This is a genomic window from Labilibacter marinus (assembly GCF_001659685.2).
Lineage (GTDB): Bacteria > Bacteroidota > Bacteroidia > Bacteroidales > Marinilabiliaceae > Saccharicrinis > Saccharicrinis marinus.
Window position 1 is genome coordinate 151,030 of record NZ_LXYE02000020.1, and the last position, 22,977, is coordinate 174,006.

Genomic DNA, 22,977 nt, shown 5'->3' on the forward strand with positions numbered 1-22,977 from the left:
CTTAAGGGAAATGCTCCCTATAACCTTAAAAGCACACTCCCTACCTCCTTAGGGAGATTCTCCCTATGGCATTAGGTATAACCTCTCCACCATATTGAAGTTTAAGAGAGGTAAACACAGGGAGATTCTTATTGGAATATAAAGCAGTTACAGAATGCTATCCAACTTAAAACTCTCTCCTTCTTTAATGCCTTTATCTGTTTTAATTACATGGCAGCATTCGTTATATAAATCGTGCTCAAAAAACAGGATATACTCTTTCTCTACTGCTTCCTTTAAGAACTCTCTTTTCTCTGTCATGGCAGTGATAGGGTCGGCATCATATGCAGAAACCCAAGCTTCGGGTACGCTGGGCATAACAGGAATTAGATCGGCTGTATACACCAGGGTTTTATCTTTATACTGGATAAGCGGGATGATTTGTCCCTTGGTATGGCCATTGAATAACCTCATCTCTACTTCAGGAATGAGTTGGGTATCTTCCTTAATAAACTTTAACTGACCAGACTCTAATACTGGTAGTATATTCTCTTTAAAATAGACTGAGCCTTCGCGTATGTTAGGCTTATTAAAGTTGTCCCATTGTGCTTGTGCTAACCAATGTGTTGCATTCGGAAAGGTTAAAACCAAATTATCTTCAGCATCTCTTTTTACCGCTCCTCCACAATGATCGAAATGCAAATGGGTTAGTATTACATCGGTTACCTCATCATACGAAGTACCTATGGCAGCAAAGGATTTTTCCATACTATCATCGCCATTTAGGTGTTGATATGATAGAAACTTCTCGCTTTGCTTATCTCCTATTCCGGTATCTATAAGAATAACTCTATCGCCTGTTTTAATTAACAAGCAACGCATGGTCAGGTTGCAATAATTGTTCTCATCACAAGGGTATTTCTTTTCCCACATTACTTTGGGTACTACTCCAAAAATAGCACCTCCATCGGCCATAAAATTGCCTGTATTAATTATATGTAATTCCATAACTATTAGTAAAACAAAAGGGCTTCAGTAAAACCGAAACCCTTATATGATGTATGTTATTAACGTATTTAATGCGATTGAACCGCTGCCACAAAATCGTCTACCTTCCAATTATCGGCATCGGCAATTAGCTTGGCTTGTTTATAAAAGTCTTCCCTTTCTGCTAGTTTAACAGCAATAAAGTGTAAGAGTTCATCGCCCTGTTTTCCTTCAATTAAAGGTCTTTTATTTTTAGATGTTTGTAACCTATCGTATATAACCTGTGGTGTTAGCTGTAAATAAATAGCTAAACCAGTATTATTCATTACCTCCATATTATCGAAATAACAAGGGGTTCCGCCACCTGCTCCAATAATCACTTTTTCGAAGGTGCTCACCTCTTTTAAGCAAGAGGATTCCATCTTACGAAATTCAGTTTCTCCCTTTTCTTCAAATATTTGAGGAATGGTTTTATGGTACTTGTTCTCAATAAAATGATCCAGGTCAATAAAGGTCCAACCTTCCATGGCATCTGTTAACCATCTACCCAGCGTTGACTTACCGCTACCCATAAAACCAATTAGATATACTCTTTCTGTCATTTGATCTTTATTTAAAATAATGACATTTGGTCCTTATCATCTTCATCCTCCTCCTCTTTCACTTCAGGTTCTGGCTCCTTAGGTTCAGGGAGTCTAATAGGCTCTAACTCGTTAATCTTAGACACCTGATAAGTCGTTAATCGTTTACCTCTGGCTTTAAAACTCTTTACTCCAATAAACTCATCAACCTCCACAATCATCTTATCCTTCTCCTTATCATCGCCACCAAACTTAACTTCTAATCTAGGATAATCAACGGTTGTTACTCTTACTAAATACGATTTACTGTGATCGCCAATAAAACTTTGTGGCTTGGTAGACGCCTCCACTTGGAAGCGTTTTAAGTAAAAATACTTCTGATCGGCATCGTAATAAGCCACCGACCAAACTTTATCTGCATTAAACTTCTCAATCAGTAATATATTATCCTCGTAATGATTACTTAAGTCGAAATTGGTATGGTAGAACTTACCTTCTTTGGTAATAACCAATATTGTATCATCCGCATGAAACTCTCCTAAATAATCACCTCTACTATCCGAATTTATGCGCAATACATCTTTATCAAACCAAATTTTTCGTCCACCTAAAGTAGAAACACCCTTTTTACGCAAGGAAACCTTCTGGACTTCGTACTTGGTTAAAATATTACCCATAGCACCACGACCTTTAATGGCCAATTCGGCCATATCGAAATCAAAAATCATATTCCGAATTCTGGCCTTCGGTTTAAGTATAACCTTCAGTACCTCAGCTTCGCCATTAGGGTTGGCACTAAAATATAAAATATCAGAACCTTTAGTTCCTTTGGTAACATTGTATTCTTTATCGCGTGTGATACCCGTAACAGCAAACCTTTTTACGTAACTCGAACCACCTTTCCCATCTCGATAAACCAAGTTGTAAATGGTTCTGGTATCTGACTTCTTAAACACCGCTAGGTGAAGGATTCCTTTACCAATAAAGGCTTTATCAGATACTTTGGTAATGAGGTAACGTCCATCTTTATAAAAGATGATGATATCATCAATATCGGAACAGTCACAAACAAACTCATCTCTACGCAACGAAGTTCCCATGAAACCCTCGGCACGATTGATGTATAACTTCTCGTTTTTAACTACCACCTTACTGGCCTCAATACTCTCGAAACTTCTGATTTCTGTTTGGCGAGGATGATTTTTACCGTATGTTTTTTTAATATGCTTGTAATACTTGATAGAATAAGGAATAATATTCTCCAGGTTGTAAGCTATTTGCTCTAATTCCTCCTCAATAGAAGCAATATACTCATCTGCCTTTTTAGCATCAAACCTCGAAATTCTCTTAATCTTAATCTCAGTAAGCTTGATGATGTCATCGCGCGTAACGTCTCTTCGCAGATTCTTTTTAAAAGGCTCTAAACCATGATCAATGGTTTGGATAATAGCCTCCATCGTTTCACAGTCTTCAATCTTTTGGTATATCCTATTTTCAATGAAGATACGCTCCAAAGAAGAAAAATGCCACGCTTCCTCTAATTCTCCTCTTCTAATCTCTAGTTCTCGCGTAAGCAGATGAACCGTGTTATCCGTGTTTCGTCGTAAAATTTCAGAAACAGGCATAAACTTAGGCGTGTTATCTTCAATTAAACACGAGTTAGGTGAAATAGAAATTTCACAATCGGTAAATGCGTATAAGGCATCAATGGTTTTATCTGTAGAAACACCGTTAGGCAAATGGATTAAGATCTCTACCTTTTCTGCGGTGTTATCATCAATCTTTTTAATCTTAATTTTCCCTTTATCATTGGCCTTAATAATAGACTCAATAAGGGTAGTCGTATTTTTACCAAAAGGAATATCCGTAATATTTAGTGTGCGATTATCCTCTTTAACAATGCGAGCACGAACCTTTACTGCTCCCCCTCTTATACCATCGTTGTAACGAGATACATCGGCCATACCTCCTGTAGGGAAATCTGGAAATATCTCGAAACCTTTTCCTTCTAGATGAGCTACAGAGGCATCAATCAACTCATTAAAGTTATGCGGCAATAGCTTAGAAGCCAACCCTACTGCAATACCTTCAACACCCTGAGCAAGCAATAGCGGAAACTTAACAGGAAGGGTAATAGGCTCTTTGTTACGACCATCGTAACTCATTTTCCAATGCGTAGTTTTTGGATTAAAAACCACCTCTTGAGCAAACTTGGTTAATCGTGCCTCGATATAACGAGCGGCAGCAGCTCCATCACCTGTAGCTACATTACCCCAGTTACCTTGACAATCAATTAATAAGTCCTTTTGCCCCAGCTGCACTAAAGCATCTCCAATAGAAGCATCACCATGTGGGTGAAACTGCATGGTAAAACCAATGATATTAGCCACCTTATTATACCTACCATCGTCCATACGGCGCATGGCATGTAAAATCCTACGCTGTACTGGTTTTAAACCATCGTTTAAATGGGGCACAGCACGTTCAAGAATTACATAAGAAGCATAATCCAAAAACCAACTTTTGTACATGCCACCCAAATGTGATATTCGGGTATCCGCAACTGGGTTATCTGATTTATGTTCCTCTTGAGAATTATTCTCTTCGTGGTTAGGCTCTAACTCTTCTTCGTTTGATGTGTTATTTTCGTCGCTCATTCTACTGGTGCATTATAAAAATTAAGCAGGGTCTTCTTCTATCACAAGATTCTCAATAATAAACTCCTGACGGGTTGGTGTATTTTTACCCATATAAAAAGTAAGTAACTCTTTTACGGAGTCCTCTTTTTTCATTCTAACAGGCTCTAATCGTATATCTTTATTAATAAAATGCTTAAACTCGTCTGGGCTAATTTCTCCAAGTCCTTTAAATCGAGTAATTTCTGGATTAGCACCCAACTTTTTCATGGCTGATTGCCTTTCCTCTTCGGAGTAACAATATATAGTCTTCTTTTTATTTCTTACCCTAAACAATGGTGTTTGTAATATATACAAGTGGCCATTTTTAACTACCTCAGGGAAGAATTGTAAAAAGAAAGTAATCAATAATAATCGGATATGCATACCATCCACATCGGCATCGGTAGCAATGATAATATGATTATATCGTAAAGTATCTAAACCGTCTTCAATATTTAATGCCGCTTGCAGTAAGTTAAACTCTTCGTTTTCGTATACTACCTTTCTGGTTAAACCGTATGAATTTAGCGGCTTACCCTTTAAACTAAAAACGGCTTGGGTATTTACATTTCGAGCCTTGGTAATAGAACCACTCGCAGAATCTCCCTCGGTAATAAATATGCTGGAGTTAATGGCATCTTCATTTTTGGTATTGTAATGAACACGACAATCTCTTAGTTTCTTATTATGCAGACTTACTTTTTTGGCTCTTTCTTTAGCTAGTTTCTGAATTCCTGAAATGGCCTTACGCTCTTTCTCCGATTCTAGTATCTTCTTCATCAAACTTTCAGCCACCTCTGTGTTTCTATGCAGAAAGTTATCCAGCTCCTTCTTAATAAAGTCAACCACATAATTTCTTACAGAAGGTCCTTTAGGTCCCATATCTTTTGAACCCAACTTAGTTTTAGTTTGTGATTCAAAAACAGGCTCTTCAATTTTAATACTTACGGCAGCAATGATACCCGTCCTGATATCCGACACATCGAAATTCTTATTATAAAACTCTCGAATAGTCTTCACCAAAGCTTCTCTAAAGGCCACTTGGTGTGTACCTCCTTGCGTTGTATGCTGACCATTTACGAAAGTATAATATTCTTCACCATACTGATTTCCATGGGTAAAAGCCACTTCAAAATCTTCAGTTGTTAGCTGAATTAATGGATATTCACCTGGAGAAGTCATGTTATCATTTAATAAATCAAGTAAACCATGTTTTGATTTATATATCTTACCATTATAATTAATGGCCAATCCAGCATTCAGATAAGTATAGTTTTTTAATAGAGGTTCAATATATTCATCGCGATAAGTGAACTTTTCAAAGATTTCGTGGTCAGGCGTAAAAGTCACAAAGGTACCGTTCTCCTCCGTACTTGGCTCAACATCAAATTCCTTGATAACATTTCCTTGCGAGAATTCTACTTTTTTGCATTCGCCCTCTCTAAAAGCAGTTACTGTAAATGTTGTAGACAGTGCATTTACTGCCTTAATACCTACCCCATTAAGGCCTACCGACTTTTTAAATGCCTTAGAATCGTACTTGGCACCCGTATTCATTTTTGAAGCTACATCGATTACTTTACCTAAAGGAATACCTCTACCATAGTCGCGAATGGTAACTACACCTTCTTGCACTGTAACGTCAATTTTTTTACCATAACCCATCATATACTCATCAATGGAGTTATCCATAACCTCCTTTAATAGGACGTAAATACCATCATCGGGATATGCACCATCACCAAGCTTTCCAATATACATACCCGGTCTTTTTCGAATATGTTCTTTCCAGTCTAATGTTCTAATGGCGTCTTCAGAATACTGTTGCTGCGACATAGCTACCTTATATTTAAAGATTAATACTGTATCAAAGAGTTAGATACAGAAGTATGCTTCTAAAAAATCTCTCAAATATAATAAAAGCGAGTTTTGTTTGGTAATTCTTTTATCAACAGTTGAAATTAAAATGCCCAAGAAGCAAACTGTTATTGGGTTTACCTAGTTAGTAAGTTTTATTAATTTTTTATCTTACAAAATAGAAATCTCCAAAGCATGTATCAGATATTAAAGAATTCCAATACTCAAATATCAAACTGGTTTAGTGCAATATTGACACTTATTATAAGTTCTCTCCTCAAATATTTTCTGATATTCGTACTCAATTTAACGCCAATAGCACCTTCGATACTAAAATGTTATTATTTTTATACCGCCAACATAAAAGCATATTGATATAGATGGAATATTCTTTAATAGATTTACTTAAACTAGCCGGTGCAATTGGGCTTTTCCTATACGGAATGAAGCTGATGAGCGAAGCGCTCCAGAAGGTTGCTGGGTCAAAAATGAGAAACATCTTTGCCGCCATGACATCTAATCGATTTTTAGGTGTTTTTACTGGGTTACTTGTATCTGCCACCATTCAATCGTCCAGTGCAACCATATTAATGGTTGTAAGTTTTGTGAATGCTGGTTTAGTTTCATTGGTAGAATCTATCGGAGTAATCATGGGAGCTAATGTTGGAACCACCATAACAGGTTGGTTAATCTCCTTATTTGGGTATAGATTTAACTTTACCGAATACGCGCTACCATTAATGGCCGTTGGTTTTCCCCTAGTATTCTCCAAGGGGCAAAGACATAAGTCATGGGGTGAAGCTATCATTGGGTTTTCGATACTTTTTGTAAGCCTTGACTTTATAAAAACTACCGTTCCTGATATTAATAATAACCCTGGCTTACTTAGCTTTTTAGCTGATTACACTAACCTAGGTTTTGCTTCGGTAATGCTATTTTTGTTTATTGGTAGTCTGCTTACCGTTATTGTACAGTCATCAGGAGCTACTATGGCCATAACCTTTGTGATGTGTAGCCAAGGTTGGGTACCTTTTGAATTAGGGGCTGCCATGATTTTAGGAGAAAACATAGGAACCACTATTACACCCAATATCGCAGCCACCGTTGGAAATGTGTCAGCTAAGCGGGCAGCTCGATTTCATATGTTATTTAATCTCTTGGGAGTTATTTGGATGTTGTGCATTTTTACGCCATACACCAATTTTATTGAAGAGGTAATTACTAGCATCAACGCAGTATCTGTTAAAAATCCACAAGCACTTATTCCATTTTCACTGGCATTATTTCATACCTCCTTTAATATTATCAACCTACTATTGTTTATTGGATTTGTTCCTTTAATTCACAGAGTAATTATTGAATTAGTGCCACAAAAAGGTGAAGAGGGAGAAGAGTTCAAACTTAGATATATTACAACGGGAATGTTATCTACCTCGGAATTATCTATACTTCATGCTAAAAAAGAGTTACAATCCTATGCAAAGCATACTAATAAGATGCTCGGCTTTAACCGCAAGCTTTTATTGGAAGAAAACGAGAAAAGATTCAACAGACTGTATTCCAATATCGAAAAATACGAATCTATTAGTGACGATGTTGAGGTAGAAATTGCCAATTACCTAGCTAAAGTATCTCAAGGTAAACTGAGTGAACAAAGTAGAGGAAAAATTAGAGCCATGCTTAAGCTAGTGAGCGATTTAGAAAGTATAGGCGATAGTAGCTACACCTTGGCTCGCATCATTAACCGTATGCATAAAAACAAATTGAAGTTTTCTCCATTAATTATGGAGAAGCTAGATTTGATGTTTAATCTGGTAGAAGAATCATTAACCGTAATGCGTCAGAACTTAAATGCGGATGAGAAAAAGATTGAACTGGCCAGAGTAAATAAAATTGAAGGGCAGATTAACCAATATTGCGACCAATTAAAAATGGAGCATTTAGAGAGCTTGAAGAATAAAGACTACTCCTATGACGAAGGTGTGGTTTTCACCGATATTTTTCATGAGTGCGAAAAAATTGGAAACTTTGCCATCAATGTGTCCGAAGCTCTTTACGAAACAAAGAAGAAATTCATTATTTAACTATCTAACATAACAAACTCAAGCTTATTAAAATTAAATTCTCCTCCAACTACTAGAGGAGAATCTAAATGATTTTAGTAGTTTAATGTCTTACGTGTTACAGCTATAAAAATGTCCATAGCCCGCAACTGGTCTTTAATAGCGAGTAAATCTTTAATTTTTATGAGTCCTATTTTGTAATTGCAATCTACGCTAGAATACTCCTCTGAAATACTTTTAAACTTGAATTGCGTTAAATCCGCATCATTTTTATATCTCAAGTAAATTTCAATCTCTCCAGTTTGTTCGTATGACAATTTCTGATAATAGTTTTTCTTTTTGTACTCGTATTTATAATCGTGTGCAATCGCTGTGATATCCGATAAAACTGCCGAACCAGTTGGATGTCCTCCGGCTCCTTTTCCAAACATAAATTGTTTGTCGTAAGCTAAACCTTGAATAACCACTCCATTAAACTCGTCCTCCACATTATAGATGTATTTATCCTTCATCACCAAACGTGGCAACACAAACAAGGATATTTTATCTTCTTCCAACTTCTCAACCTGACCAACTAATTTTAATTTATAACCTTTTTCTTTGGCATAACGAATATCGAAATCGGAAATATTAGATATACCATAGTGTAAAACATCCTCTGGGCTTACAACAGTTCCAAAACTGTGGGCAGTAAGTATTACTAATTTAAATAATGAGTCAAAGCCATCTACATCAAAACTTGGGTTAGCTTCAGCAAAACCTAAATCTTGTGCTTCTTTTAAGGCTTCATCGTAACCCTTGTTATGATCGAATATTTTAGATAAAATATAATTAGATGAGCCATTTAAAATTCCTGTTACCGATAACAATAAATCATTATCGTAATACTCCTCCAGATTTCGAATGACTGGAATACTGCCACAAGCAGAAGCTTCGTATAATAATGAAACATCATGCTCCTTCTGCAACTCAATGAGTTCAGCCAAATTTTCAGCAATCATCTTTTTATTTGCAGAAACTACATTCTTACCACTTTTTAAAGCCTCCGTAACAATGGTATAAGCCTCATCTGCATCCGAAATTAATTCAACGATAAGGTTAATTTCTTCGTTTTCGATAAGCTCTTTAGGAGAATAACAGAACATATCCTCTGGCAAAGAACGTTCTTTTTTATTCTTAACACATATTTTTAGAACCTGTGCATTTAAGGCAGGACTTTTTTGTAACACATCGTACAATCCCTGGCCTACAACACCAAAACCAGCTAATCCTATTTTTAATTCTTTATTCATTTGTCTTCGTTATTGGGTAAAAACTAAGGAGGTTCAAAACTGAGATATCTCCCGCAAAGTTCACTAAAGTAACACAAGGCTAAGAACGCAAAAGGAAGTTATTCTAACACTTTGCCTTTGCGAACTTAGCATAATTGATTAGCGCTTTTTGCGCGAAACTATATCATGTAATAATATAAATTAAGAATTTTTGAATCCACCTTCTAGGTCAGCAATAATATCATCTATATGCTCAATTCCAACAGAAAGACGTAATAGACCTGGCTCAACACCAGCCGCCTTTTGCTCTTCTATAGATAACTGCTCATGCGTAGTTGTACTTGGGTGAATAATTAAAGTTTTAGCATCACCAATGTTAGCCAAGTGACTCACTAAACCTAATGACTCAATAAATTTATCCGCTCTTTCGTTTCCGCCTTTAACTTTAAAAGTCATTACGCCACCAAAACCACGCTTCAAGTATTTTTTAGCTAGCTCATGGTATGATGAACTTTCTAAACCAGGATAGTTTACATACTCCACCTCATCATTACTCTCTAACCATTTGGCTACTTTTAAAGCATTTTCAACTGTTCTATCTAAACGAAGAGATAATGTTTCTAAACCTTGAATTAATTGAAATGAGTTAAATGGACTTAATGCTGGTCCGAAGTCTCTTAAACCTTCAACTCTACAACGAATGGCAAAGGCAATGTTTCCAAATGGACTCCCTTCGCCAAATACATCCCAAAATTTAAGTCCATGATATCCTTCACTTGGCTCTGTTAATGATGGAAATTTACCATTCCCCCAGTTAAAGTTACCTCCATCTACAATTACACCACCAATTGACGTACCATGACCTCCAATCCATTTAGTAGCTGACTCAACAACTACATTGGCTCCATGCTCTAATGGACGGAATAAATACCCCCCAGCTCCAAAAGTATTATCCACAATTAAAGGAATTCCATGACGCTTAGCAATATCTGCTAACTTCTCAAAATCAGGAATATTAAACTTAGGGTTACCAATAGTTTCTACATATATAGCTTTTGTTTTCTCATCTATTCTAGCTTCATAATCCTCAGGACTATCTCCCTCAACAAACTTAACATCAATGCCTAAACGTTTAAATTGGACTTTAAACTGAATATAAGTTCCTCCATATAAATAAGATGTAGACACAAAATTATCACCTGCCTCAAGAATATTATTTAAGGCAATAAATTGAGCAGCCTGACCTGAAGATACGGCCACAGCAGCAGCTCCACCTTCTAAAGCGGCAATTCTTTTTTCAAAAACATCCGTAGTAGGATTCATGATTCGGGTGTAGATATTACCGAACTCTTTTAATCCAAATAAATTAGCGGCATGCTTTGAATCGTTAAATAAATAAGATGAAGTTTGATAAATAGGTACAGCTCTTGAGTTGGTTGTTGCATCAACCTCGTGACCTGCATGTAACTGTAATGTTTCAAATTTTAACTCAGCCATGATATTTTAAAGTTTAATGAATAATAAACAAGTTCGTACTTTCCTAATGCATGCCTAACGCATTATATTAAGAAGTGTTTAGTAATTATTCAAATACAATGCGTTGTGACCCTATAATAGCATCATCATACAACACATCATATCTCTTGTATCAAAAGAATGAGTTCCGTTAGCTTCTGAAATATCGCTAGCGGTATAAAGGAAAGTTGATATATAATTATGGTTTTTCAAACTTAATTATGCTTTTCACAAATAAAGGAAATAAAACTTTAAAATAAAAGAGTCTACTGTCCTTTTTATTTATTTTTAAAATATTTCCAGACAAAAAGCAACCTTTTTATAAAACTTGAGTCTAAGCATTAGAAACCCTTAAAAAACCAATTTCATGAAACACCTAATGCGTATTAATCTCCTAAAATTCAAACGGATTGAAATTCCCGAAAGATTCTTACTTCTTCAAATTATGGTACTCGCTACTATAGCACTATTGATGGCATTTTAATGCAGAAACCAGGCATCCTATAAGGGATGCTTTTTTTATCTAGTAAATAATCCTTTTTGTCTCCCTTGTTTATTTCCAAAGTGATAAGTTAAATCAAAAATAGGCATAATAGGTCCTTCACTTCCTTTACCAAAAGTTAACCAGTAACCTCCAGAAAGAGAAAAGCGGGGTGTTAGTTTATACCGCAACAAGCCATTGTTCTCAATAGAATTACCAATCTCTCCTCCACTAAATAATGCCCGAATGGCCATGGTTCCGTATAAATCTCTGGCAATATAAAAATCACCTTGAAGTCTTGCTGTTATAAAACCACCTCCTCCTAAAATAACACCGCTCCTTTGCTGAAAGAACTTTCTTTCCATCATTTCAACGCTTGTATCATATATCGGGATACCATAATCAAAAGCTGCTGCAGCGGTAATTATAATATAAGGTTGTTTTACACTACCGCACTTTAAATCTTTTAAAAACGGTTTACTTAAAATCAATTCGTTTTTTATACCAATAGAAATAGGCAGATTTTCATTTGGAGGAAATATTCCAGGATATTCTAATTGCTGAGCCCAGTATAACATGGGAGCATACGAATATATTTGATGTCTACTAGCTACATAAACTCCACCTTCTTTCCATCTTTTCTTTATATAGAAGTTAGGTGCCACAGGCAAGGCAGCTATAGAGCCACCAAACTCAACACCTCTATAAGTAGAAAAACGAGATGGCGCTATTAAACTAATATCACCAGCATATATCGGCACAGTATTGGCTGTTTCATAACTCCAAATCATATCAATACGAGCTTGCGACGATTTATGCCCCATAGGCTGTAACTCATTAAACTTGTTGTATTGGCTTTTTTTATTGGCCTCTTCCTGCCTTTTTCTTATCTCTCTTTTACTGGTTCCTTTATTCCGATTTTTCTTAAACTGACCCTGTACTTGAGGAGCAGCCATTAAAACCAATGTTATAACAAGTAAAATATGTCTCAATTTTATATTCATAAAAAAACTTTTTAGGATCTTAAGCGTCTCAATTCAAATATGGATATGCTGTAATATTATAACGTTTATTGATTTTAAATATTTTAATAAAATGTTGGGTTGAGCTAATTTCCAATAATATATAAAGTATATAACTTCAGTTAGAAATTAACCGAAACTTAAGAAACTTTTTACGTCTTAATAGTTTCCAAAACAAAAAGCTTTTTTACTTTTGTACCAAATTATTTAATTATTCCTGAATTTTAGGAAATTATATGAACGAAATAGAAGAATACATTAGTAAGATTACCGCTCTCTTTTTGCAGTATGGTATTAAAAGCGTTAGCATGGACGATATTGCAAAAGAGCTTGGCATATCTAAAAAAACAGTATATCAGGTTTTTACGGATAAAAATGATGTTGTTTTTAAAAGCATTGCTCACCTTAAATTACAGATGGATAACATCATTGAGGAGTTTAATAAATCTAAGCTCAATGTAATTGAAAAGGAAATTGCGCAGCGTAAAAAGTACATGAAAACCTATTTAAAAATAAAGCCAACTTATATGTACGACTTAAAGAAGTTTTATCCGAACATATTTGACGACTTTATTCAATACAAAACCAGAATTATTTCAGAAACAACTTATAACTTTATTAAGGAAGGTAAAGAACAAGCATTGTTTAGAAATGATTTGGATCCAGAGTTTATGACCAAACTATCGGTTACCTTAACTTTTGCAGTTTTTCATCCTGACATAGAAACTTTTTCGGAAGGTGATTTAACCTCTAAAAAATTTTCGGATCAGTTTTTTATTTACCATATGAATGGTATTTGCTCTGATAAAGGAAGAAAGTTATTCAACGAATTATTAAATAACGAACAATTACTAGAGGACTAAATCATAACACAAATGACAACAAAAATGCGAATATTAATTATTACACTTTTAATGTGTTGTTCATTAATAACCAAAGCCCAAAACGACACCCTAGAAGTTTCTATGAATCAAGCTATGGCTTATGCAACGGAGTTTGGTTACCAAAGTATAAATGCACGAACCGACATTGAAATTGCAAAAAGAAAAGTAAGGGAAACATTAGCTATTGGATTACCTCAGGTTAATGCAAGTGGATTTCTAAATAGCAACCTTAGAATCCAAGAAAATCAAATTCAATTTGGAGATACTACAACGATCAGAACAAAATTTGGCACAAAACTAAATAGTTCAATTGGAGGAAGAGTTGATCAATTGTTATTTGACGGCTCTTATTTAGTAGGACTTCAAGCCAGTAAAGTTTACGTTCAGCTTTCTGAGAATGCCAAGCAAAAGACAGATATTCAAATTAAAGAAGCTGTGGCTAACGCATACTTTTTGGTTTTACTAGCTCGAGCTAATATAGACGAATTTAAGGCAAACTATGAAGTTATTAACAAGACACTTAAGGATACCAAAATTTACTATGAAAATGGTTTAGTGGAAGAAACGGATGTTGATCAGGTTAGATTAATGGAAATCGAAACTCGACGTTTGTATTCCAATGCTCAACGCCAATTAGAAATAGCTATGGCGGTGTTAAAGTTTTCTATGGGTGTTGATATTGATAATGGAATACGGTTGTCGGATAAAATTAGCGATATCTTGCTTACTATTCCTAATGATCCAAGTAGTACTACTAATATTCAATCACATATAGATTATAGAATTCTAGCAACTCAAATAGATATCCAGGGATTGGATATTAAAAACCAAAAAGCTCAGGCTATGCCTAAGTTAAATGCTTTTGCTAATTATGATTATTCTTGGTTTGGAGATGAGTTTAGTCAATTAGTAAATACTGATGCTGCTGCGATTGGTGTATCCTTAAATATCCCAATTTTTTCAAGTGGAATGCGCTCATCTCAACTAAAGCAGAAAAAACTGGAACTTAAAAAACTAGAAGTTGATAGACAAATGTTAGAACAGGATTTAAGAATGACTGTTCTAGTGGCCTCTACCAACTTAAGCAACGCCAAGGAAGAATTTGAAAGTGCCATTGAATCTAAAAATATTTCCTCAAAAATTTATGATAAGTCACTGATTAAATTTAAGAATGGCTTATTAAATAGTCTGGATTTATCGCAAGTAGAGGGTAGAAAAGTTGAAGCCATTATCAATGCAAGTAGAGCCGCATCTACCTATTTCGACAACTATATTATTTACCAAAAAGCCACATCTCAATTATAATACCTATTCCCAAAAATGATAACAATGAAAAAGATATTCACATTACTATTTTCTGTCTTGCTACTAGCTTCATGTACAGAAACTGATACTGAAAAAATAAAAGCTGAAATAAAAGCTAATAAAGCGCAAATACAGGAACTGAAAGCTAAAAACAAAGAACTTGAAGAGGAATTAGCCAAGGTAGATACGGTTGAGATCAAGCATAGAATTCCTATCATTACAAGAACAATTTCTACTAAAACCTTTAACCACTTTATTGAAACCAGTGGTCTTTTAGAGGCTAAAGAAATTGCCTATATCAGCCCTGAAGTTCCTGGGCAAGTAACAAAAATTCATGTTATGGAAGGCCAGCGTGTAAATAAAGGTCAGTTATTGATATCCTTAAACTCTAGTGTAATTAAAAATGCGATTAGAGAAATAGAAACCAATCTGGAGCTTGCTACAACTACTTTTAAAAAACAAGAAAACCTTTGGAACCAAAACATCGGGTCAGAAATTGAGTACCTGCAAGCCAAAGCACAAAAGGAATCTTTAGAGAGCACCTTAGAATCGCAAAACGAGCAACTAAAAATGTATAATGTTACGGCTCCTTTTAGTGGAATTGTAGATGACATTATTATTAAGGAAGGTGAACACTCTTCTCCTGGAATGACCAATGTATTAAGCTTGGTTAACCTGGATAAAATGAAAGTTAATTCGGATGTTTCTGAAGTGTATTTACCTGCCATTCATAAAGGTGACACCGTAAAACTAAGCTTTAGCACATACCCCGATTTAATTATTGAAACACCTATATCACGTACCAGCAATATTGTACATCCTGATAACAGAACTTTTAATGTACAAATTGTATTGGATAACATTAACAATAAACTTAAGCCTAATATGATGGCCAAATTGCAAATTAAAGATTATAGTTTAAGCAATGCCATTACTGTTCCTTCAGCCATTATAAAAAATGATATTTCGGGTAAGTTTTTGTTTACAGTACAAGAGGGCCAAGCACAAAAGGTATATATAGAAACTGGTCGTTCGTATAAAGATGAAACACTAGTTACTAAAGGGCTAATGGCAGGAGATGTTGTTGTAGTTGAAGGATATAACACGGTTTCTAACGGAGCCTTAGTTGCTGAAAAATAATATTTTGCATCATGCTATAATTGATAAAAAATGCAAGAAAAAGAAAACCAATCAAATCAAAGTTTTAAGGAGAAAGTAGCCAGAGAATTTAAGTTGACTACTTTAGCCTTGAAAAATAAAACTACCATCTTATTATTAACATTCTCGTTAATGATATTTGGCTTGGTATCATACAATACGCTCCCTAAGGAATTATTTCCTGAAGTACAATTACCTTGGGTTATGGTAATGACACCATACCCTGGTAACTCTCCTTTAGATATTGAAAACTTGGTTACTCGACCAATCGAGAAAGAGTTGGAAAGTATCGATGGAATAAAAGATATCAAATCTACCTCCTCACAAGGGCTTTCGTATATATTCCTGATATTTAATAGTGACGTAGAATCAAAAGTCGCTTTGCAGGATACCAAAGATGCAGTAGATGTTGCCATTAGTGAATTACCAACTGATTTACCCGCCGATCCAGTTGTTAAGGATATCGATGCTTCAGAGTTTCCTATTGTGAACATTAATCTTTCGGGAGATTACAGTATTGATGAACTAAAAAAGTACGGCGAAATTCTGGAAGATAGAATTGAGAGTCTTTCTGAAATTTCGAAAGTGGAAATTCAAGGAATCAATGAAAAAGAGATTAAAGTAAATGTAGACCCTCTAAAAATGTCTGCCTATAAACTAGGCTTTAAAGATATTTCGGATGCCATTGAATTCGAAAACATGAGTATCTCCAGTGGTGAGATTAAACTTGGTAACACACGAAGAGCCATTCGTGCGCTTGGTGAGTTTGTCGATGTAAAAGAGATGGAAGATATCATTGTTAAAAGTGAAGAGGGAAAGGTGGTTTACCTAAAAGATGTAGCTGAAGTTATTGATGGTTACGAAGAACCTTCGAGTATTACTCGCTTAGGACAAGAGCCTGTTATCTCGCTTCAGGTAGTTAAAAAAGGAGGAGAAAACCTATTAAATGCCACCCGACAAATTGAAGAGATTCTACAAGAAGTGAATGATAATCACATCTTCCCTGAATCCTTAAAAATTACTATTACTAACGATCAATCCGATCAAGTTAAGGCGCAGTTAAACAGCCTTGAGAATAGTATGATTATGAGCGTTCTTTTTGTGGTGTTAGTGTTATTCTTCTTTTTAGGAACTCGTAATGCCTTGTTTGTTGGTTTGGCTATTCCGTTATCCATGTTCATGTCTTTTATCATTTTACAAATGATTGGATATACCATTAATATGATGGTATTATTCGGACTTATTTTAGCCTTGGGTATGCTAGTGGATAATGCGATTGTGGTGGTCGAAAATATTTATCGATTTGTAGATAAGGGATACAAACCACTTGAGGCGGCCAAGCTAGCTGTAGGTGAAATTGCCGTTGCCATTATCGCTTCTACCGCGACTACGTTGGCAGCTTTCTTCCCATTGGTATTTTGGGATTCTATTATGGGTGAGTTTATGAAATATTTACCCATCACCCTTATCATTGTATTATCCTCATCCTTATTTGTGGCCTTGGTAATTATCCCAGTTTTCTCTTCTATTTTTATTAAACATACAGAGGAAGATAAATTACCAGAAAGCAAAATGGTATACCGCATCATCGGTATATTATTGGTATTAGGAACCCTTTGTTACGCAGGAGGAATAAATATTTTAGGAAGCTTGTTGTTTATAGCAGCTTTTGTTTCGTTAATGAACTTGCTATTTTTTGCTAAGATAGGCATCTGGTTTAAAACCACTTTTTTAGATTATTTAGAAAAAGTGTACGTTACCTTTCTAACGGCCGTGTTAGAAGGTAAGCGACCAAGAAATATGCTGATAGGAACAGTAGTATTGATGTTTGTAACCATGTCGTTCTATAATTTAAGAGCACCCAATACTATATTCTTCCCTAATGGGGATCCTAACTTTATCAATATTTTTGTTGAGTTACCTGCAGGAACACATATTACTACAACCGATGATTTTGCTAAAAAGCTTGAAGGTGATGTTATTGACTTGTTAAACCCTTATAAGACTATTGTAAAATCGGTATTAACTAATGTGGGTGATGGTGCCAGACTTGAAAACGACCTCGACTTTTCAACACGTGATAATAAATGTTTGGTTACTGTTTCGTTTGTTGATTACGAGGATAGAGAAGGTGTTAATACTTCTGAGGTGATGAAGATGTTTAACGATGAGTTAACCTACAATTATCCAGGAGCCATCTTTACCATTGACAGAAATCAAGATGGACCACCAACAGGAAAACCAATTAACCTAGAGATTTCCGGGTACGATTTTGATAAGCTAATATACCTATCTGATACTATTATGCAGGTAATAGATCAATCGGACATTGAAGGTATTGAAGGCCTTAAAATGGACCTTAACGTTAACAAACCAGAAATGATTGTTACTATTGATAGAGACAAGGTACGAAGGTTTGGAATGTCCACCGCTCAGGTTTCTGATGCACTGCGTACTGCGCTTTTCGGTAAAGAGGTTTCTGATTTTAAAATTGGTGAAGATAAATTCCCTATACAGCTCCGATTTATGGAGGAATATCGTAATAACATTTCTGCATTGATGAATCAGAAAATAGTTTTCAGAAACAACATGGGAAAACTTAGGGAAATTCCTATTGCATCCGTTGCTTCGTTTAAATATGCCAGCACTTACGATGCTATTAAACGTATTGATTTAGATCGTGTAGTAACCGTATATTCCAATGTATTGGAAGGGTATAATGCCAACAATGTAAATGCACAAATCAAGGAGCTTCTTTCAGACTTTGAAATGCCAACAGGTTACCAGTATAACTTTACAGGAGAACAAGAGGAGCAGGCAGAATCAATGGAGTTCTTACTATTTGCCTTGGTCATGGCTATTGTACTTATCATGATTATTTTAGTATCTCAATTTAATTCTATTGTAAAACCATTTATTATCATTGCAAGTGTTGTATTTAGTACCATTGGAGTATTTGGAGGTATTGCCACCTTTAAAATGGATTTTGTGGTTATTATGACTGGTATTGGTATTGTATCGCTTGCTGGTGTTGTAGTTAATAACGCCATTGTACTCATTGACTACATTGAGTTACTAAAAAAGCAAAAACGCGATGATCTTGGACTAGGAGAAAATGACTTTTTACCTGTAGAACATGCCACTGAATGTATTGTAAATGCTGGTAAAACAAGGTTACGCCCTGTACTTTTAACCGCTATTACAACTATACTTGGTTTATTTCCTATGGCTGTAGGTATCGATATCAACTTCTTTGGATTACTAAGCAGCTTTAACCCTGAAATTAGTTTTGGTGGAGATATGGCATCCATGTGGTCACCTATGTCGTGGACGGTAATATTTGGACTTACCTTTGCAACTTTCTTAACCTTAATTATCGTACCAGTTATGTACAGAATTGCAATACTAACTAAGAAAAGAATGATGCGTCTTACAGGAAAAGCATAACGTATTTAAATGATAAGACAAAGCCCCGATTGATTCATCTCAATCGGGGCTTGCTTTATTATATGTATTTAGCATTATATTATCCAACGATCGCGGAACTATGCATCCAATGTCATTGGAACTAGGCTTCCAAGGTTGTTGGAAAATAGAACCTGCAATCCTATTTGGTATAAACTCTATTTTCCTGTTCAGCCACTCTAATAAAAGTAGTTCTTTTAGATAGCTCTTTTAACTGTTGAGCTCCCACATAAGTACACGTACTTCTAACTCCCCCAAGAATATCCAATAAGGTATTATTTACTGGGCCTCTATATTCTACTTCAACCGTTTTACCTTCGCTAGCTCTATAATTAGCTACTCCACCAACATGTTTATCCATGGCTGTTGCCGAACTCATTCCGTAAAACTGCTTATACTGTTTCCCGTCTTTTTCCACTGTTTCTCCACCACTTTCATCGTGCCCTGCTAGCATACCACCGAGCATCACAAAATCGGCTCCTGCCCCAAATGCCTTTGAAACATCACCTGGTACCGAGCAACCACCATCACTAATAATTAAACCTCCTAAGCCATGAGCAGCATCGGCACATTCAATAATAGCTGATACTTGCGGATAACCTACGCCTGTTTTAACACGAGTAGTACAAACAGAACCTGGTCCAATACCAACTTTAATAATATCAGCACCAGCCAACAATAATTCCTCTACCATCTCTCCAGTAACTACGTTACCAGCTATAATAACCTTATCAGGAAATAAAGCTCTAGCCTTTTTTACAAACGCAACAAAATGCTCTGAATATCCATTGGCCACATCTATACAAATAAATTTTAGATGCGGGTGTTTATTCATCATTTCTTCTACCTTATTTAAATCAGCATCGCCAGTCCCTGTGCTGATTGCTATATAATTCTCAATACCTTTGGGTGCATTGCCTAAAAATGCATCCCACTCCTCAATCGTATAATGTTTATGAATTGCTGAGAAGAGCTTTTTATCAGCCAAAGTAAGCGCCATTTCAAAAGTACCTACTGTATCCATATTTGCCGCCATAATAGGCACACCTGTCCACTCATGTGTACTATGCATAAATTTATAGGTACGCTCCAAACTTACCTGAGACCTACTTTTTAAAGTGGAACGTTTCGGTCTGAACATAACATCTTTAAACCCTAATTTAATCTCATTTTCAATTCTCATAAGCAAATGTTTTTACACAAAAAAGGTTGGTAAAAAACCAACCTTCATCATTCAATTTTAATATATTCTATTTGGAGAGGGCTTCTGCTCCTCCTACAATTTCAAGTATCTCGTTTGTAATTGATGTTTGTCGAGCTTTATTATATACCAGCTGTAAATCACCAATCATTTCGCTTGCATTATCCGTTGCTTTGTGCATCGAGGTCATCCTTGCCCCATGCTCTGCTGCAATAGAATCTAATACAGCTTTAAAAAACATTGTTTTTAGCGATTTAGGAATTAAATCATTAATGATGGTTTCCTGATCTGGCTCGTATAAATATTGCGAAATATGATTGATATCTTTTTCAGGTAATTCTAAAGGCAAAAACTGTTGAACAGAAACTTTCTGAACAGCCGCATTCACAAATTCATTATAAGCCAATAAAACTCTATCGTATTTCTTACTTAAAAAGCCTTCTAGTATTTCATCCGATATTTCTTCAACACTACTAAAATCAACATGGTTATAGATATCGTTTTTATCATCACTACAAATAATACCTGCCGACTTTAATAACTTTTGACCTTGTTTACCAATCGCCAGAATATCTATAAAACCATTTTTAAGATGAGAACTATACTTTTCATTCACTAAATGATTTACTTCTTTTACCACATTTGAGTTAAAAGCACCACACAAACCTCTATTGCTTGTAATCATAACCACAAGAATATGATCTGCCTCTCTCTCCTCCGCCAAATTAATGGTAATACTCTCATCCATTGCATTCACCAAGTCATAGATAATCTCGTTCAGCTTATTTGCATAAGGTCTAATCTGAACAATATCATCCTGCGCCTTTTTTAGCTTGGCTGCCGATACCATCTTCATGGCACTGGTTACCTGTCGCGTGGTTTTAACAGAATCAATTCGAGTACGTATATCTTTTAAACTGGCCATTGGCTAATTTTAATTTCTATTCTTCAACTGATTTAAATCTTCGCGAAATATCCGCAGCTACTTCCTTAAGAACATTAATTTGTTTATCCGAAAACTGACCTGCACCAAGTTCTTCTACCGTTTCTTTATGTCTCATATCTAAGTCATCGATAAAGCTTCGTTCAAACTCCTTCACTCTATCTCCAGCCACATCTGACAATAAACCTTGTGTACCACAATAGATTAATGCAGCCTGATGAGCTACATTTACTGGTGCATATTGAGGTTGTTTTAGTAACTCCACATTTTTTCGTCCTTTATCTAACACTGCTTTAGTAGCAGGATCTAAATCAGAACCAAACTTAGAGAAAGCTTCTAATTCACGATACTGAGCCTGATCCAACTTTAATGTACCAGATACCTTTTTCATGGACTTAATTTGCGCATTACCTCCCACACGTGATACTGAAATACCTACGTTAATGGCAGGACGAATACCCGCATTAAATAAATTACCTTCTAAGAAAATCTGCCCATCTGTAATAGAAATTACATTGGTTGGAATATATGCCGAAACATCACCAGCTTGCGTTTCAATGATAGGAAGTGCGGTTAATGATCCACCACCTTTTACCTTATCTCTAATAGATTCGGGCAAATCATTCATTTGAGCTGCAATTTCATCTGATTCGATGATTTTTGCAGAACGCTCTAATAAACGTGAATGAAGATAGAATACATCTCCTGGATACGCCTCACGACCTGGCGGACGACGTAATAACAATGAAACCTCACGATAAGAAACTGCTTGCTTTGATAAATCATCATAAATAATCAACGCAGCTCTACCTGTATCTCTAAAGAACTCTCCTAAAGCAGTACCGGTAAACGGAGCATAAAATTGCATCGCAGCTGGATCAGCAGCACCCGACGAAACAACCGTAGTATATTCCATTGCCCCATGTTTTTCTAATGTATTTACAATTTGTGCTACCGTTGAACCTTTTTGTCCAATAGCCACATAAATACAATAAACAGGGTTTCCTTTTTCAAAATTTTCTTTTTGGTTGATAATGGTATCAATTGCAATTGCAGTTTTACCCGTTTGGCGGTCACCAATAATTAACTCGCGCTGACCTCTTCCAATAGGAATCATGGAATCGATGGCCTTTAAACCCGTTTGCAAAGGCTCCTGAACAGGCTGACGATAAATTACGCCAGGTGCTTTTCGTTCTAACGGAAATTCGAATAACTCTCCATCTATACTACCTTTACCATCAATCGGCTCTCCGTTGGTATTAATCACACGACCAAGCATTCCTTCACCTACCTTAACGGAAGCGATGGTTCCTGTTCGTTTAACGATATCTCCTTCTTTAATACCTCTTGATGTTCCCAATAATACAATTCCAACGTTATCTTGCTCAAGATTTAAAACTACTCCTTTGCACGATTCAAACTCAACTAACTCATTAGCTCTAACTTTTTCCAATCCGTGCACACGAGCAATACCATCCCCTACCTGAAGTACAGTTCCAACTTCTTCTAAGTTAGTATCATTGGTAAAACCTTGTATTTGCTTTTTTAATAATTCCGAAACCTCGGCAGGTCTAATATTTTCCATTA

15 protein-coding genes are annotated in these 22,977 nt (G+C 35.7%); 5 read left to right on the forward strand and 10 right to left on the reverse strand.

Features of this window, described 5'->3' with window-relative positions:
* Positions 1-147 precede the first annotated feature (147 nt).
* The 4 genes from A8L32_RS09610 to A8L32_RS09625 form a co-directional block, all read right to left on the reverse strand.
* Positions 148-987 (reverse strand): MBL fold metallo-hydrolase, encoded by an 840-nt coding sequence (locus A8L32_RS09610; RefSeq protein WP_066630170.1) that lies wholly within the window; start codon positions 985-987, stop codon positions 148-150.
* Between the two features lie 68 nt (positions 988-1,055).
* On the reverse strand, positions 1,056-1,568 hold the full coding sequence (locus tag A8L32_RS09615; RefSeq protein ID WP_066630172.1) for a shikimate kinase: 513 nt from the start codon (positions 1,566-1,568) through the stop codon (positions 1,056-1,058).
* An 11-nt stretch (positions 1,569-1,579) separates the two neighbouring features.
* On the reverse strand, positions 1,580-4,204 hold the full coding sequence (locus A8L32_RS09620; protein WP_066630176.1) for a DNA gyrase/topoisomerase IV subunit A: 2,625 nt from the start codon (positions 4,202-4,204) through the stop codon (positions 1,580-1,582).
* 21 nt (positions 4,205-4,225) lie between these two features.
* Entirely contained in the window at positions 4,226-6,061 is a 1,836-nt protein-coding gene (locus tag A8L32_RS09625) for a DNA topoisomerase IV subunit B (protein ID WP_066630178.1), read from the reverse strand.
* Between the two features lie 401 nt (positions 6,062-6,462).
* On the opposite strand from A8L32_RS09625, the gene A8L32_RS09630 reads away from it, so the two are divergent.
* Positions 6,463-8,166, forward strand: a complete 1,704-nt coding sequence (locus tag A8L32_RS09630) for a Na/Pi cotransporter family protein (protein ID WP_066630180.1) — start codon at positions 6,463-6,465, stop codon at positions 8,164-8,166.
* 74 nt (positions 8,167-8,240) lie between these two features.
* On the opposite strand, the gene A8L32_RS09635 is transcribed toward A8L32_RS09630, so the two are convergent.
* From A8L32_RS09635 to A8L32_RS09645, 3 genes are all read right to left on the reverse strand, one after another.
* A complete protein-coding gene (locus A8L32_RS09635; protein WP_066630182.1) occupies positions 8,241-9,437 on the reverse strand; it encodes a homoserine dehydrogenase in 1,197 nt (398 codons plus the stop codon).
* Positions 9,438-9,617: 180 nt separating this feature from the next.
* Positions 9,618-10,913, reverse strand: coding sequence for an O-acetylhomoserine aminocarboxypropyltransferase/cysteine synthase family protein (locus tag A8L32_RS09640; RefSeq protein ID WP_066630184.1), 1,296 nt, complete (start codon positions 10,911-10,913; stop codon positions 9,618-9,620).
* 537 nt (positions 10,914-11,450) lie between these two features.
* A complete protein-coding gene (locus A8L32_RS09645; RefSeq protein ID WP_066630186.1) occupies positions 11,451-12,416 on the reverse strand; it encodes a hypothetical protein in 966 nt (321 codons plus the stop codon).
* A gap of 254 nt (positions 12,417-12,670) precedes the next feature.
* Here A8L32_RS09645 and A8L32_RS09650 point away from each other — a divergent pair, with 254 nt between their 5' ends.
* Genes A8L32_RS09650 through A8L32_RS09665 form a run of 4 tightly spaced genes read left to right on the forward strand, consistent with a single transcriptional unit; the run spans position 12,671 to position 19,228 of the window.
* Complete coding sequence (locus tag A8L32_RS09650) at positions 12,671-13,297, forward strand: TetR/AcrR family transcriptional regulator (protein WP_066630188.1); 627 nt, start codon at positions 12,671-12,673, stop codon at positions 13,295-13,297.
* A 12-nt stretch (positions 13,298-13,309) separates the two neighbouring features.
* Entirely contained in the window at positions 13,310-14,623 is a 1,314-nt protein-coding gene (locus tag A8L32_RS09655) for a TolC family protein (protein ID WP_083631250.1), read from the forward strand.
* A gap of 24 nt (positions 14,624-14,647) precedes the next feature.
* Positions 14,648-15,763, forward strand: a complete 1,116-nt coding sequence (locus tag A8L32_RS09660) for an efflux RND transporter periplasmic adaptor subunit (RefSeq protein ID WP_066630192.1) — start codon at positions 14,648-14,650, stop codon at positions 15,761-15,763.
* A 30-nt stretch (positions 15,764-15,793) separates the two neighbouring features.
* Positions 15,794-19,228 (forward strand): efflux RND transporter permease subunit, encoded by a 3,435-nt coding sequence (locus tag A8L32_RS09665; RefSeq protein WP_066630194.1) that lies wholly within the window; start codon positions 15,794-15,796, stop codon positions 19,226-19,228.
* 160 nt (positions 19,229-19,388) lie between these two features.
* On the opposite strand, the gene A8L32_RS09670 is transcribed toward A8L32_RS09665, so the two are convergent.
* The 3 genes from A8L32_RS09670 to atpA form a co-directional block, all read right to left on the reverse strand.
* The gene (locus A8L32_RS09670; RefSeq protein ID WP_066630198.1) at positions 19,389-20,429 is read right to left on the reverse strand and encodes a GMP reductase; all 1,041 of its coding nucleotides are present in this window, start codon (positions 20,427-20,429) and stop codon (positions 19,389-19,391) included.
* A 67-nt stretch (positions 20,430-20,496) separates the two neighbouring features.
* Positions 20,497-21,372 (reverse strand): ATP synthase F1 subunit gamma, encoded by an 876-nt coding sequence (gene atpG / locus A8L32_RS09675; protein WP_066630199.1) that lies wholly within the window; start codon positions 21,370-21,372, stop codon positions 20,497-20,499.
* Between the two features lie 16 nt (positions 21,373-21,388).
* Positions 21,389-22,975, reverse strand: coding sequence for a F0F1 ATP synthase subunit alpha (atpA, locus tag A8L32_RS09680; protein ID WP_066630200.1), 1,587 nt, complete (start codon positions 22,973-22,975; stop codon positions 21,389-21,391).
* Positions 22,976-22,977: the final 2 nt, after the last annotated feature.